The sequence below is a fragment of the Streptomyces sp. NRRL S-31 genome, assembly GCF_000718775.1.
Taxonomy (GTDB): domain Bacteria; phylum Actinomycetota; class Actinomycetes; order Streptomycetales; family Streptomycetaceae; genus Streptomyces.
Window position 1 is genome coordinate 1 of record NZ_JOCB01000075.1, and the last position, 14,307, is coordinate 14,307.

Annotated in this window: 9 protein-coding genes and 1 pseudogene; 1 reads left to right on the forward strand and 9 read right to left on the reverse strand. The window is 71.7% G+C overall.

The window, feature by feature from the left end:
* Window positions 1–366: 366 nt before the first annotated feature.
* The 3 genes from IF37_RS46415 to IF37_RS0126445 all read right to left on the reverse strand — a co-directional run bounded on the left by IF37_RS46415 (window position 367) and on the right by IF37_RS0126445 (window position 3,218).
* Window positions 367–1,011 (reverse strand): hypothetical protein, encoded by a 645-nt coding sequence (locus IF37_RS46415; RefSeq protein WP_030747516.1) that lies wholly within the window; start codon window positions 1,009–1,011, stop codon window positions 367–369.
* 262 nt (window positions 1,012–1,273) lie between these two features.
* Window positions 1,274–2,050, reverse strand: a complete 777-nt coding sequence (locus IF37_RS0126440; RefSeq protein ID WP_030747519.1) for a TIGR03936 family radical SAM-associated protein — start codon at window positions 2,048–2,050, stop codon at window positions 1,274–1,276.
* Between the two features lie 46 nt (window positions 2,051–2,096).
* Window positions 2,097–3,218, reverse strand: coding sequence for a hypothetical protein (locus tag IF37_RS0126445; protein ID WP_030747522.1), 1,122 nt, complete (start codon window positions 3,216–3,218; stop codon window positions 2,097–2,099).
* Between the two features lie 403 nt (window positions 3,219–3,621).
* On the opposite strand from IF37_RS0126445, the gene IF37_RS45965 reads away from it, so the two are divergent.
* Complete coding sequence (locus IF37_RS45965; protein WP_253915853.1) at window positions 3,622–3,771, forward strand: hypothetical protein; 150 nt, start codon at window positions 3,622–3,624, stop codon at window positions 3,769–3,771.
* Window positions 3,772–3,790: 19 nt separating this feature from the next.
* Here the strand turns inward: IF37_RS45965 and IF37_RS39715 are convergent.
* From IF37_RS39715 to mrdA, 6 genes and pseudogenes are all read right to left on the reverse strand, one after another.
* A pseudogene (locus IF37_RS39715) lies at window positions 3,791–4,424 on the reverse strand (cytochrome P450); the annotation flags it as partial.
* 48 nt (window positions 4,425–4,472) lie between these two features.
* Entirely contained in the window at window positions 4,473–6,530 is a 2,058-nt protein-coding gene (locus IF37_RS0126460; RefSeq protein WP_030747524.1) for a restriction endonuclease, read from the reverse strand.
* A gap of 258 nt (window positions 6,531–6,788) precedes the next feature.
* Complete coding sequence (locus IF37_RS0126465; protein WP_030747527.1) at window positions 6,789–8,759, reverse strand: TIGR03960 family B12-binding radical SAM protein; 1,971 nt, start codon at window positions 8,757–8,759, stop codon at window positions 6,789–6,791.
* Window positions 8,760–8,829: 70 nt separating this feature from the next.
* On the reverse strand, window positions 8,830–10,377 hold the full coding sequence (locus IF37_RS0126470) for a CYTH and CHAD domain-containing protein (protein ID WP_030747530.1): 1,548 nt from the start codon (window positions 10,375–10,377) through the stop codon (window positions 8,830–8,832).
* Window positions 10,378–10,555: 178 nt separating this feature from the next.
* Window positions 10,556–11,752: a rod shape-determining protein RodA gene (gene rodA, locus IF37_RS0126475; protein ID WP_030747533.1), complete on the reverse strand. Its 1,197-nt coding sequence runs from the start codon at window positions 11,750–11,752 to the stop codon at window positions 10,556–10,558.
* A complete protein-coding gene (mrdA, locus tag IF37_RS0126480; protein ID WP_030747536.1) occupies window positions 11,749–14,001 on the reverse strand; it encodes a penicillin-binding protein 2 in 2,253 nt (750 codons plus the stop codon). The genes rodA and mrdA overlap by 4 nt, the downstream gene beginning before the upstream one ends.
* Between the last annotated feature and the right edge of the window lie 306 nt (window positions 14,002–14,307).

Sequence of the window (14,307 nt, forward strand, 5' to 3'; positions counted from 1 at the left end):
GCGGCGGGTACGGCGCGGGGCGGCCTCCTCGGCGGCGGGCGCCTGCTCCTCCTCGGCCTCGGCCTGCGGCTCCGGCTCCGCGACGACGGCCGGCGCCTCCTCGGCACCCTGCGGGGCACCGGCTGGCGCGGACGCGCGGCGGGTGGCCCGACGACGCGGACGCGCGGGCACCTCCTCGGCGGCGGGCTCCTGCGACCGCTCCGCCTCGACGGCGGGAGCCTCGACGGCGACGGGCGCGGCCGGGACGACCGTCTCGGCGGCCTCGACCGCAGCCGGGGAACCGGCGGGCGCCGCCGCACGACGGGTCGCCCGACGACGCGGACGCGCGGGGACGCGCGGCGGGAGCGGCCTCGGCGGCCTCCTCCGTCACCTGGGTCTCCACGGATGCCTCGACGGCGGACGCGGCCGGAACCACCGTCTCGGCGGCCTCGGCCGTCGTCGGTGAACCGGCGGGCGCCGCCGCACGACGGGTCGCCCGACGACGCGGACGCGCGGGCACCTCCTCGGCGGCGGGCTCCTGCGACTGCTCCGCCTCGACGGCGCGCCGCGGGTGGCCCGGCGGCGGGTACGGCGCGGGGCGGCCTCCTCGCCGACGACGACCTCTCCGGCCTCGGCGACGGGGGCGGCGGACGGCTCGGTGGCGGCGGACGCGGCCGGGACCACGGTCTCGGCGGCCTCGACCGCAGCCGGGGAACCGGCGGGCGCCGCCGCACGACGGGTCGCCCGACGACGCGGACGCGCGGGCACCTCCTCGGCGGCGGACTCTTCCGTCACCCGGGTCTCGGCGGCCGTCTCCTCGGTCGTCCCGGCGCCGGAAGCGTCGGGGTCCTCGGCGATCTCCTCGGTCTCCGCGGCCGGTATGGCCGGCACGGTGACCTCGGCGGGCGCCTCCGCGGTCGCGGCGGGCGGACCCGCCGGCCGGGAAGCGGCCCGGCGGCGCCTGCGCGGCGGCAGGGTGTCGCTGGGAGTGTTCAGTTCGGAACCCTCGTTGGGTTCGGTCGGTTCGAGCATGCGGGCGTTTCTCCCGTCAGGCTCCCGGGCGCCGCACCTGGTCCGGCGCCGGTCCCTGGGGACCGGCCGCCGTTGACGTCCGCGGCCCGCGCGATGCGCGGTGGCCGCCGTCCGGGGCGCGGGCGCCGCACGGGAGCACTCTGTGTCCTGTCTCGCCGGTTCCGTACGCCTTGTCGGTACGGCCTGGCGAAAGTCTTCTGGTCGGTGCGCTGCCCGACCCAGGTGGCTCCCGAGTCCGAGGGCGGCGCTACGGCGTCCGTCCCTACGCGGGACCTTCCGGCGTCGGCGCCGTCGCGGCGGCGGCCGGTACGGCCGTCAGGGCCTCGGCTGCCTCGCGGTCGGGCGCGAGCGGGTCGGTCACCGTGCCGGTCTCTTCATCGAACAGCCCCTGCGCCAGCCTGGTCACCGCTGCGGGGACCGGCGGCGCCAGGTCGGCCACGGCGCGGAGACCGGACAGGACGTCGTCGGGTCGTACGGCAGGCGTCACGTGCCGAACAACCAGCCGCAGTATCGCACAGGGCTGGTCCGTCGGCCTATCAGCCGGTGAGCCGTGCGTTTCCAGGCTCGCCACGGCGGGGCGGGCGTCGAAGGTGCGGACGCCGTTCTTGGTCATCCGCTGCACCTCGACGGAACCGGCCGTCGTGAAGGCCGCGACCGCGCGCTCCGCGTCGGCGGCTTCCACGCCGTCCAGCCGCAGCTCCCAGACGGAGGCCGTCAGCCGGTCGGCGAGGCCCGAGGTCCGTGCCTCGACCGCCTCGATGATGTCGAGCCCGGTGGGCAGCGACTCGTCGAGGAGGGCGCGCAGGGTCTCGGGGTCACGCGGTGCGGTGAGCGCGATCTCCAGGTACTCCGCCTCACTGCCCGTGCCGGTGGGTGCGGCATTGGCGTACGACACCTTCGGATGCGGCGTGAACCCGGCCGAGTAGGCCATCGGCACCTCGGCACGGCGCAACGCACGCTCGAAGGCGCGCTGGAAGTCTCGGTGGCTGGTGAACCTCAGGCGGCCGCGCTTGGTGTAGCGCAGTCGGATGCGCTGCACCGCGGGTGCGGGCGGCGGGCCTTCGGGCTGTCGCTTGCCCAGTGTCCTAGTCCTTCGTGAGTGCGGTCGTACTCCTACCAAGAGTACGTGTGTCGCGGGCCACGGGTTCCCGCCGGTCCACCGCGGCCGGCTCCGGGGACGTTCCGAACAGCATCCGGCGGAACTCGGCGCGGGCCTGCCGCGCCGTGTCGCGGGCCGCGGCCAGCGCCTCGCGGGTGACCCGGCCCGCCGCGCGCACGCCAGCGGCGACGGGGCGCAGGACGGCGTCCCGCACGGCGTGCCCGACGGGGGTGAGGACGGTCCGGTACACCCAGCGCACCGGCTCCGCGACCATCCACCGGAAGAGGGTGCCGAGGAACCGCCCGACGGCCCGTGAGATCCGCCCGGCGATCCGCCAGGCGTGCCCGAACGCGTCCCCCACCTCGCGCAGCAGGAACACCAGGAACCGGCCGGCGGGCGCGAGCACCCAGCGCCACAGCGCGAGCGCGGGCAGCACGAACAGCACCCGGGCCGTCCGGTACAGGGCCAGGCCGGCACCGGTGACGAGCACGCCCAGCAGCCACCCGAGTCCGCGCACGCACCAGGCGACGGCCCGGCCGACGGGCGTGAGGACCCAGGTGTACAGCCACCGCGCGGGCACGACGAGCAGGTACCGGACCAGCCAGGCGACGGCCGTGTACACCCCGAGGCCGAGAGCGGCGAGCACCGCGCCGACGCCCTTCAGCAGCCGGGCCAGACCGCGCCCGGCCGGGCCCAGCACGCGCGCGTGGACCCACGCGAGCACGGCGCCCACCCCGCGCGCCAGCAGGGCGAGGGCACGCCCGACGGGGGTGAGGACGTACCGGTGGAGCCAGCCGGCGGGTACGACGACGAGGGCGGCGAGGGCGCGGACCAGCCAGGCGAGCGCCCTGCCGGCGGGGGCCAGGACGTAACGCCACAGCGCCGTGAACGGCCACACGAACAGGGCCCGGCCGGTCCACAGCAGGGCCCGCCCGAGCGGCCTGAGCACGGTGTCCCGCAGCAGCCGCCCGGTGACGACGAGCGCGTCCCACACCATCCGCACCGGCACGACCAGCACCAGGACGACGATCCGCACGGGGAGCCGGACGGCGACGACGAGGCACCCTTCGGGCCGGCGGGGCGGGGGCGGCGGCTTCTGGAGATCCATACCGGGGTAGACGCGCGGACCGCCCGTTCGGATCCGGCCGGATCGTCCGCGGCCTGCGGGAACCGGCGTTCCGCGGGTCCCCTCCGCTCCCGGACGCCCGTCCGGGCCCACGCCTGCCCCCGGCCGAACGACGGGATGCCGTGACGAGGACCGGCGCGTGACTTTTCCGGCTCCGGTTCCCGGGGAACCGGAACCGGAATTCCCGCACGCGCCCGTGCGGCGGCAAACGGTAGGCGGTACGGCGGGAATTCGCCACCCTTATGCGAAAACCCGCAGGTCACTGCTTGTGCGGCCTGCCCGGTCCCGTTGAATTCACCGGCCGGGACCTTCATTCCGCCCTTTTCGGCCGCCCACTTTCAGCCGGCCCTTTCCGGAGCGGCGCGGCGAAGAAGAATCAGACCACATGAAATCGGTCTGCCTCGATACGACCGTCGCGGACGAGGCGCACGCGATCCGGTCGCTGCCCGCGGCCCATCGTGAACGGGTCCTCGCCGACCACGGCTTCGCCCGGGCCGCACCGGCCGCCACGCCGCCGGGCCCCGGGCCGGCGTGACGGCTCCCGTGCGGCGGCGTCAGCCCGCGTCCCGCTCGATGTGCAGGTGGACCGGGCCGCGCAGCACCGGGCTGGGGCGGTGGATCGGCGACCAGCCTGGGCTCCTCCAGCCTGCGTACCAGCTCCACCAGCGCGATCTGGGTCTCCCGCCGCGCGAGCGGTCCGCCGAAGCACAGATGGATGCCGCTGCCGAAGCCGAGGTGCCGGTCGTCACGCCGGTCGGGGTCGAACCGGTCGGGATCGCGGAAGCGCTTCGGATCGCGGCTGCCGGAGGCCGGCATGAGCAGGATCCGCGAGCCCTTCGGGATCACGGTGCCGTCGACGCTGATGTCGCTGTACGCCGCCCGCCAGCGAAAGATGTGCACGGGAGGCTCGTACCGCAGCAGTTCCTCGACCAGCGGCACGACCAGGTCCGGGTCGTCGCGCAGTCGGCGGAGCACCGGCGGGTGGCGCAGCAGCGTCAGCATGCCGTTGGTGATGAGGTTGACGGTGGTCTCGTGGCCGGCGATCAGCAGCAGGTTGACGGTGGCGATGATCTCCTCGTCGGTCATCCGCCCGTCCGGCCCGTCGTCGTTGGCCAGCCGGGTCAACAGGTCCTCCCCCGGCCGTCCGTGGCGTTCCTCCAGCAGCCCGCCGAGGTACTGCCACATCTGGGTGTCCATCTACGGACGAGGTCAGCACTATGCAGGAGCCCCGTGTCGTCACTCGACTTCGATGCCGTACTCCTGGACGAGCTGCTCCAGCCCCCCTGTGTACCCCTTCCCTCCAAGCACGAAGTCCCAGTCGCCATTGGTTCTGCGCCGGAAGGAGCCGAGCACCAATGCGGTCTCGCCGGAACGGCCATCGGAGACTTCGAGTCGACCGAGCTCAGTCATTGCCGGGTCCAGCAACCGGATACATGCATCGGTGAATCCGGATAGGTCGGCGTCCGGGTTCACCTCCGGATCAACGGCCGCCGCGAGCACGAACCGATCAGCCGCTTCCGGCAGCGCGTCGAAGGAAACGCGGAGCGCTGCCTTGTCCGGTGCCGCAGCCGGCACTGTGCGCACCGAGCCGTCCGGGGCCTGCGGGTTGTTGAAGAAGACGAAGTGGTCTTCGCTCAGGACTCGGTTGCCACGGCAGACGAGAGCACATACGTCCAGTGCGACACTGCCGGACCACGTCATGCCCAACACGTTGTGGTTGTCGGGTGCTGTTGCAGGACTGGACGGCGACGGCTGCCCTGGAGTCGCTCGTCCCCCCTCCCCCAGGCGCCCACGAAGCCCGTGCCGGTGCAGCAGGTCGACGAGTTCACCGCCCGAGATGAGCTCCAAGGGCTTGCCCCGGGCGAATGTGTGTGAGCCGGGGCCGAAGCCCGCCGTGGTCACCAGCACTCCCTTGTTGGCGCCGACGTCCTGGACCGTTCCGTACAGGTCACGTACCGCGGTAGGCGGCACTGTGCTGCGGTAGCGCTTCACCTGTACGACGATCTTGCCGCCTCGGATGGGCGTCGGGTCCAGCGCGTCGACATCCACGCCGCCGTCATTCGAGCGCTGGGTCGTCACAGCCTGCATGCCCATGGCGCGGAACAGGTCGGCAACGAGCGACTCGAATTCGATCGGGTCCATGTCGTATAGATCCGGCTCCTCATCACCGCCGTGCGCGACGACATGGTTTCCGACGTCCTGAGGCTTCCGGCCCGGGCGTACGGAGGCGAGCTGATCAGGGCGGGACGCGAGCTGGCCCCTCAACGCGTCGGTCAGACAGCTGACCGCGTCCACCTGTTCCAGGTGCAGGCCGGTGTACGCCGCCCGCTGGGCCATGACGGTCGCAAGGAAGATGTGTGTTCGCCTGCCCGTGGCCGGATCATGGGCGTCGACGAAGCCGTTCACGGCCACCGAGTCGAGGATGCCGTACTCGTCCGCCGCGAAGAGCTGATGCAGGACCAGCAGCAGGCTCTGCGCCAGCACCTCTCGGTACAGCCCACGACGCTGGGTAACAGAACGTGCGGTTTCCTTGTCCGCGTCCTGGGCGGGCATGTACCTCACGGATTTCGCCTCGGGGACCACGTCGTATCCGGGCAGCTCCCAGTCCAGCACAAGCTGCCGCGCCGCCGCGTCGAAGGCTGCCGCGACCTGCCGAGGAAACCCTTCCGGCCAAGCAGTCGACGAGTAGAGAGCCGCTGAGAAGTACTCGACCACGGAGTCAGGGTCTCCCCGCCTCACGCCCTCGGTCACCTCGACGATGCCGGCGTTGTGCCGACGCACCTCCGCCCGCTGGGCCCCAGTCCTCTGCTCATAGTCCCTCTGGAGGGCCGCCAGCTGCTGCTGTCGCTGTGCTTCGGCAGCTTGCGCGGCGTGCCAGTCCCGTTCGAACCGAGCCTCTGCCTCCGCCTGGGCCTGTGCACGCCGGTTTGCAGTCCAACCTCCCTGCGCCTGGTATTGGCTGGGATCCGGCATGCGCACGGGCCAGGCGAGCTGTCCCGGGTCGAACGGCGGGATCTCTTCCGCACGCATCAGGGACGAGGCTCTGAAGGCCGGCGCCTGGCAGCCCGCGGTCAGCAGCCCTTGCAAGGTGGCGACCTGCGCGTCCAGCTCCTCCGTGCGTCGCCTCGCCTCTGCCTGCCGGTACTGCCGGTACTCCTGCGTGGCACGTCGTTGACAGGCCCGCGCCTGCCGTGCCTCTTCCCGGCGCCGTCTGGCTTCGGCTTCCACTTGACGCTGGTGCTCACGCTGCACTTCTGCCCAGGCACCGACAAAACCAGCAGAGCGACGACTCATGCGCTACAGGCCCTCCCCAGGATGTCGGGCGCAGCCGACCAAGCTCTGATTGCCCCCACAACCAGTAGTAACCAAACGACTTTAACCAGCAATCGCTGGTGCGGACATCAACTTGCCAAAGGCAACGTGCACCGGTTCTTCCGGCAGGTCACGACACCAGTGCGCCCCCTCCAAAGCGAAGGGGGCGCTCATGGTCGTCACATCGCCTGCGTGCGAGGGAGCTCCTGCGGCGCCACCCGATCGAGTGCCTCGCTCACCTCAGTGCGTGTGCCCGCTCGCCGCCGGCGTCGGGCCCGTGTTCTTGACCGTCAGCGGCAGCAGCTTCTTGCCGGTCGGGCCGATCTGGATCTGGGTGTCCATCTGCGGGCACACCCCGCAGTCGAAGCACGGTGTCCAGCGGCAGTCCTCGACCTCCGTCTCGTCGAGGGCGTCCTGCCAGTCCTCCCAGAGCCAGTCCTTGTCCAGGCCGGAGTCGAGGTGGTCCCAGGGCAGGACCTCCTCGTAGGTGCGCTCGCGGGTGGTGTACCAGTCGACGTCCACGCCGAAGGGGGCGAGGGCCTTGTCGGCGCAGGCCATCCAGCGGTCGTAGGAGAAGTGCTCGCGCCAGCCGTCGAAGCGGCCGCCGTCCTCGTAGACCGCGCGGATGACGGCGCCGATGCGGCGGTCGCCGCGGGAGAGGAGGCCCTCGACGATGCCGGGCTTGCCGTCGTGGTAGCGGAAGCCGATCGAGCGGCCGTACTTCTTGTCGCCGCGGATCTTGTCGCGGAGCTTGGCCAGCCGGGCGTCCGTCTCCTCCGCCGAGAGCTGCGGGGCCCACTGGAAGGGGGTGTGCGGCTTGGGGACGAAGCCGCCGATGGAGACCGTGCAGCGGATGTCGTTCGCGCCGGAGACCTCGCGGCCCTTCTGGATGACGTGCGTCGCCATGTCGGCGATCTGGAGGACGTCCTCGTCGGTCTCCGTCGGCAGGCCGCACATGAAGTACAGCTTCACCTGGCGCCAGCCGTTGCCGTAGGCGGTGGCGACCGTGCGGATCAGGTCGTCCTCCGAGACCATCTTGTTGATGACCTTGCGGATGCGCTCCGAGCCGCCCTCGGGGGCGAAGGTCAGGCCCGAGCGGCGGCCGTTCCTCGTCAGCTCGTTGGCCAGGTCGATGTTGAAGGCGTCGACGCGGGTGGAGGGCAGCGAGAGGCCGATCTTGTCGTCCTCGTAGCGGTCCGCCAGGCCCCGGGCGATGTCGCCGATCTCCGAGTGGTCGGCGGAGGAGAGGGAGAGCAGGCCCACCTCCTCGAAGCCCGTCGCCTTCAGGCCCTTGTCGACCATCTCGCCGATGCCGGTGATGGAGCGCTCGCGGACCGGGCGGGTGATCATGCCGGCCTGGCAGAAGCGGCAGCCGCGGGTGCAGCCGCGGAAGATCTCCACCGACATCCGCTCGTGGACCGTCTCGGCCAGGGGGACCAGCGGCTGCTTGGGGTACGGCCACTCGTCCAGGTCCATGACGGTGTGCTTGGACACGCGCCACGGGACGCCCGACCTGTTGGGCACGACGCGGGCGATCCGGCCGTCGGGCAGGTACTCGACGTCGTAGAACGCCGGGATGTACACCCCGCCCGTCTTCGCCAGGCGGAGGAGGACCTCCTCGCGGCCGCCGGGGCGGCCCTCCGCCTTCCACTCGCGGATGATCCGGGTCATGTCCAGGACGGCCTGCTCGCCGTCGCCGATGACCGCCGCGTCGATGAAGTCGGCGATCGGCTCCGGGTTGAAGGCGGCGTGGCCGCCGGCCAGGACGATCGGGTCGTCGACCGTGCGGTCCCGGGACTCCAGCGGGATGCCCGCGAGGTCCAGCGCGGTGAGCATGTTGGTGTAGCCCAGCTCCGTGGAGAAGCTGAGGCCGAACACGTCGAAGGACTTCACCGGGCGGTGGCTGTCCACCGTGAACTGGGGGACGCCGTGCTCGCGCATCAGCGCTTCCAGGTCCGGCCAGACGCTGTACGTGCGCTCGGCGAGCACGCCCGCCTGCTCGTTGAGGACCTCGTAGAGGATCATGACGCCCTGGTTGGGCAGACCGACCTCATAGGCGTCGGGGTACATGAGCGCCCAGCGGACATCGCACTCGTCCCACGGCTTCACCGTGGAATTGAGCTCTCCGCCGACGTACTGGATGGGCTTCTGCACATGCGGGAGCAGTGCTTCGAGCTGCGGGAACACCGACTCGGCGGCTTCGGCAGGCATCTCGCGAACCTTCGTGAGCTGACAGGGGTGACCATCAAGCGTAACCCGCCCGGCGGCCTCCCCCGAACGCTCAGCCGGTCGCCTGGGCCCTGGCCTCCTTCCAGCGCCCGGGCAGCTCCTCCTCCAGCCGCGCCGCCCGCGCCTCCTCCCTGCCGTACAGCAGCCCGTACGTGAACGCGCTCTCCCCCGCCGCGTGGGCCACCGCCGCGAGTTCGCGCAGGGCGCGGCGGGCCATGACGCTGTCCTGGTGGTCGCCGAGCAGGGTGGTCAGGGATTTCATGGCCCGGCTGAGCAAGCGGGCGTCGGCGCCGAGGGCCTCGGTGGCGGCCTCCGCGGCGTACCGGGTGCGCTTGGCCTTCTTGCGGGCCTCGTGCAGGGCGAGGTCGCGGTCCTTCCCCGCCGGCTGGTCGAGCGCGTGCTCCATCTTGGCTTTCAGCTTCTTCTCGTCCTTGCGCACGGCCTTGGCGAGCGCCTTGCCGGGCTTTCCGCCGGCCGCCCCGCGCAGCGGCGGGTCGGCGAGCAGGCTGTCCAGGGCGTCCAGCAGGGCCAGGTAGCGACGGGAGTCGAGGATGCCGGTCAGATGGGCGTGGGCGCCGCCGTGCCGGGCGTCGGCCCAGGCGGTGAGGCGTTCGCGGACGGGGCCGGTGACGAGGTCGGGCGGGAGGGCGTCGAGGGCGGTCAGCAGGCGGTCGGCCAGCACCTCCTGGTCGCGGTCGACGCCCAGCTCGCCGGCGAGCCACTTCAGGTCGGCGCCGACGGGGCCGGTGACGGCGCGGTCGAGGATGCCGGTGAAGGTGCGCAGGGTGCTGCGGGCGCGGCGGGTGGCGACCCGCATGCGGTGCACCGCGTCGGGGAGGTCACGGCGGACGGCGGGGTCGAGTTCGACCAGTGCGTCGCGCTGGGCGCGGAGGTAGGCGAGGACGTGGTCGCCGGCCGTCACGGGCTTGGCGGGCTTGGCCCGTTCGGCGGGTTTGGCGGGCTCGGACGGCGCGGGCTTCTTCCCGCGCCGGTGCTCGGCGGGGCTCCCGGTCTGTTCCAGGGCGCGGGCCAGTTTGGACGGGGAGGCGGACGGTCGTACGCCCGCCGCGCGCAGCCGTTTCTCCAGCTGGTCGAGGAGGGCCGGGTCGCCTCCGTCGGCCAGTTCCACCTCGATCTCGGTCCACTGGGCGGCCCCGCCTGCGCCGGTGAGCCGCTCGGCGGTCACGGTGTCGACGCTCGCCTCGGCCAGCAGGGTGCCCTCCGTGTCGACCAGGTGCCGGACGTCCCGGGCGGAGCGCAGCCGGACCAGGGGAACCAGTGCGCGGTCCCGGACCCGGGAGCGGACCAGGGCGGCGATCTCCTCGGGGACGGTGTCGGAGAGCGGGGCCCGGATCTCGTCGCGGACTCCGGGGGCGACCGGGAACTTCAGGTGCCAGCCGGCGTCGGAGCCGCCGGTGCGGCGGCGCAGCGTGAGCGAGGCCGCGGCCAGGCGTTCGTCGGCGGTGTCGTAGTACGTCGCGTCCAGGTCGACCAGGCCCTTGTCGAGGACCGCGGCCACCCCGCCCGTGCCGGTCAGGTCGGGCAGCCCGCTCTCGTCGGATTCGTATTTGCGCTCGATCTCGCGTTTCGCATCCGCCATGCACCGAATCTAGTGGGCGGGAGGGCGGTGCGGCAGGGGCCGCCGGGGGTGAGGGGCCGGGAGTCCCCGCCTTTCACCCCGGCGAACGTCCGCCGGCCGTGCTCCTGCCGGGCATCCGCCGGGCTTCCCACCGGTCCTCCTGCGCTTCCCGCCGCCGCTGCCTCCCGTGCCCGGTGGTTCACGCCGACATCGGCCGCTGCACCTTGATCGACTGGAGCAGGCCGATCGCGACCCAGACCGCGAACATGGACGAGCCGCCGTACGACACGAACGGCAGGGGCAGACCGGTGACCGGCATGATGCCGAGGGTCATGCCGATGTTCTCGAAGGACTGGAAGGCGAACCAGGCGACGATGCCGGCGGCCACGATCGTCCCGTACAGCTCGGTCGAGTCACGCGCTATGCGGCAGGCACGCCACAGGACGACGCCGAGCAGGAAGATGATCAGGCCCGCGCCGAGGAAGCCCAGCTCCTCCCCCGCGACCGTGAAGACGAAGTCCGTCTGCTGCTCGGGCACGAACTGGCCGGTGGTCTGCGAGCCGTGGAAGAGGCCGGCGCCGGTGAGCCCGCCGGAGCCGATGGCGATGCGGGCCTGGTTGGTGTTGTAGCCGACGCCCGACGGGTCCAGGTCCGGGTTGGCGAAGGCCGCGAACCGGTTGATCTGGTACTCGTCCAGGATGTGCAGCTGCCAGATCGCGACGCAGCCGATCACACCGGTGAGGAGCAGGCCGAAGACCCAGCGGTTGGAGGCGCCGGAGGCGAGCAGCACGCCCAGGATGATCGCCACCATGGCCAGCACCGAGCCGAGGTCCGGCATGAGCAGCAGGATCATGATCGGTACGGTGGCCAGGCACAGCGCCTGGAAGACGGTCCGGTGGTCGGGGTACGGCTTGTCGCCCGCGTCCACCCGCGCGGCCAGCAGCATCGACATGCCGAGGATGATCGAGACCTTGAGGAACTCGGCGGGCTGGAGCGAGAAGCCGCCGATGACGAGCCAGTTGCGCTGGCCGTTGATCGTCGCGCCGAGCGGGGTGAGGACGACCAGGGCGAGCAGCACCGACAGGCCGTAGAGGATCGGCACCGCGTTGCGCAGGGCCCGGTGGCCGAGCCAGAGCGTGCCCGTCATCAGGGCGACCCCGATGCCGAGGTTCATCAGATGGCGGGCCAGGAAGTAGTACGGGTCGCCCTGGTTCAGCTCGGTGCGGTTTCGGGTCGCCGAGTAGACCAGCAGGGAGCCCATCAGGGACAGCGCGGTGGCCGCCAGCAGCATGGGCCAGTCCAGCCGGCGGGTGAGCGAGTCGCGGGCGAAGATCCTGGTCCAGCCGGCCCGCTCGGGGCCGTACCCGGAGACGGAGAAGCTGTTCGCGCCGGTCATGAGGGCATCCTCCGGCCGCCCCTGCCGCGGGGCCGTCTGCGGGTGTCGCGGTTGCCCGTGCCGGGCGAGGCGGTGGTGCCCGCGGGCTGCTGGTCGTCGCCGTTGGTCGGGTTGTTCTTCTGGGCGGCCTCGGCGTCCTTCGCCGGGTCGCCGCCCACCTTGGGGGCGGCGATGGTGCCGTCCGCGCGGACCTTGGGCAGATCCTGCTGCGGCTGGGGCAGCAGCGCCTTCTTGTCGTCGACGGAGCCGTCGCCCTGGACGCCGTAGAGCGCGCTGTAGATGTTGCGCACGGCCTCGCCGGAGGCGCCGGAACCCGTACCGGCCTGGGCGATCGTCATGATCACCGTGTAGTCCTTGGAGTAGGTGGCGAGCCAGGACGTGGTCTGCTTGCCGTAGACCTCGGCCGTACCGGTCTTGGCGTGCAGCGGGATCTTGTCCTGTGGCCAGCCGCCGAACTTCCAGGCCGCCGTACCGCGGGTGATGACGCCCGCGAAGGCGTCGTCCATGCCCTTGAGGGTGGCCTGGCTGACCGGCAGCTTCCCGCGCTTCTTCGGCTTGATCTCCCGCACGGTCCTGCCGTCGGCGCTGATGATCGCCTTGCCGATGGTCGGCCGGTACATCGTGCCGCCGTTGGCGACGGCGCCGTAGATCACCGCCTCCTGGATCGGGGTGACGAGCGTGTCACCCTGGCCGATGGAGTAGTTGATCGAGTCGCCCTCGCGCATCTTGTTGCCCTCGAGGCAGTTCTCGTAGGCGATCTTCTCGACGTAGGAGCCGTCCTTCTTGCCGGATCGGCACCAGGCGTCCTTGTTGGCCTTCCAGTAGTCCAGCTTCCAACGGCGGTCCGGCACCCGGCCGGTGACCTCGTTGGGCAGGTCGACGCCGGTCTCGCTGCCGAGGCCGAACTGGTGGGCGGCCTTGTAGAAGTAGTCCTTCGGCTGGCCCTTCTTGGGGTTGATGCCGCCGTCCTTCTTCCACTCCTTGTCCGCGAGGCCGTAGAAGACGGTGTCGCAGGAGACCTCCAGGGCGCGGCCGAGGGAGATGGGGCCGAAGTTCTCGCCCTCGAAGTTCTTGAAGACCTGGCCGCCCACCGAGTAGGAGCTGGTGCACGGGTAACTGCCGTCGAAGGGGTAGCCGGCCTCGACGGCGGCGGCCGTGGAGACCACCTTGAACGTCGAGCCGGGCGCGGCCTGACCCTGTATGGCCCGGTTGAGCAGCGGGTAGTCCGAGTCCTTGCCGGTGAGGGCCTTGTAGTCCTTGGCGGAGATGCCGCCGACCCAGACGTTCGGGTCGTACGTCGGTGCGGAGGCCATGGCGACGATCCGGCCGGTCTTGGCCTCCATCACCACGACGGCGCCGGAGTCGGCCTTGTAGTTCGTCCCGGTGATCTTGTCGAACTGCTGGCGGGCGACCTTCATCGCCTTGTCCAGCTCGTACTCCGCGACCCGCTGGACCCGGGAGTCGATGCTGGTGACCAGATTCGAACCGGGCTCGGCCGCGTCCGACTCGGCCTTGCCGATGACCCGGCCGAGGTTGTCCACCTCGTAGCGGGTGACGCCGGCCTTGCCGCGCAGCACCTTGTCGTACGTCCGCTCCAGGCCGGAGCGTCCGACCATGTCGGAGCGGAGGTAGGGCGAGTCGCTGTCCTTGGCCTGCTGGATCTCGTCGTCGGTGACGGGCGAGAGGTAGCCCAGCACCTGCGCGGTGTTGGACTTGCCGGGGGCCGGGTAGCGCCGGACGGCCTCGGGCTCGGCGGTGATCCCGGGGAAGTCCTCGGAGCGCTCACGGATCTGGAGGGCCTGCTTGGCCGTGGCCTCGTCGGTGATGGGGATCGGCTGGTAGGGCGAGCCGTTCCAGCAGGGCTGGGGGGTCTTGGCGTCGCACAGCCGGACCTTCCGCGCGACCTCGGTGGCGCTCATGCCGAGGACGCCGGCCAGCTTGGCGAGGACGGCCTTGCCGCCGTCCCGCTGCTTGAGCAGGTCGGTGCGGGAGGCGGAGACCACCAGGCGGGTCTCGTTGTCCGCGAGGGGCACACCGCGGGCGTCCAGGATGTCGCCGCGCACGGCGGCGTCGACCACCTGCTGGACGTGGTTGCCGGACGCCTTCTTCTGGTACTCCGCGCCCTCCCGGATCTGGAGGTACCACAGCCGGCCGCCGAGCGTGCCGAGGAGGGACAGGACGAGGATCTGGATCACGACGAGCCGGATCTGGACCCGTGGGGTCCGTCCGGTCTCGGGGATGTTGGTCACTGCGGCTGTCTCCCCCTCTCAGTGCGTGGACGTCTGTGCGCGGTACGGACGCGCGCGGTATGGATGCGCGCTGTGCGGGTGCACGTGGTGCGGACGCGTGTCGTGCGGACGTACGGAATACGGCGGTACGGAACGCGGCGGTACGGAACGCGGTCTCACCGGTCGCGGACGTACGGGATGCGGATGTGCGCGCGGTGGTCGCACGCGGGGCACCGGTGTGCGGACCGCCCGCGCGTCTCCGCATGATGAACGACCGGCCTGTGAGCCCGCGTTCCGGGAGAGCCGCCTCGTTCGGGTGAACCTCCC

Bases quoted from the DNA above. Each gene is read 5' to 3' on its own strand.
- IF37_RS46415 (WP_030747516.1), bottom strand. From the start codon at position 1,011: ATGCTCGAACCGACCGAACCCAACGAGGGTTCCGAACTGAACACTCCC.
- IF37_RS0126445 (WP_030747522.1), bottom strand. From the start codon at position 3,218: ATGGATCTCCAGAAGCCGCCGCCCCCGCCCCGCCGGCCCGAAGGGTGC.
- IF37_RS45965 (WP_253915853.1), top strand. From the start codon at position 3,622: ATGAAATCGGTCTGCCTCGATACGACCGTCGCGGACGAGGCGCACGCG.
- IF37_RS0126460 (WP_030747524.1), bottom strand. From the start codon at position 6,530: ATGAGTCGTCGCTCTGCTGGTTTTGTCGGTGCCTGGGCAGAAGTGCAG.
- IF37_RS0126465 (WP_030747527.1), bottom strand. From the start codon at position 8,759: ATGCCTGCCGAAGCCGCCGAGTCGGTGTTCCCGCAGCTCGAAGCACTG.
- IF37_RS0126470 (WP_030747530.1), bottom strand. From the start codon at position 10,377: ATGGCGGATGCGAAACGCGAGATCGAGCGCAAATACGAATCCGACGAG.
- rodA (WP_030747533.1), bottom strand. From the start codon at position 11,752: ATGACCGGCGCGAACAGCTTCTCCGTCTCCGGGTACGGCCCCGAGCGG.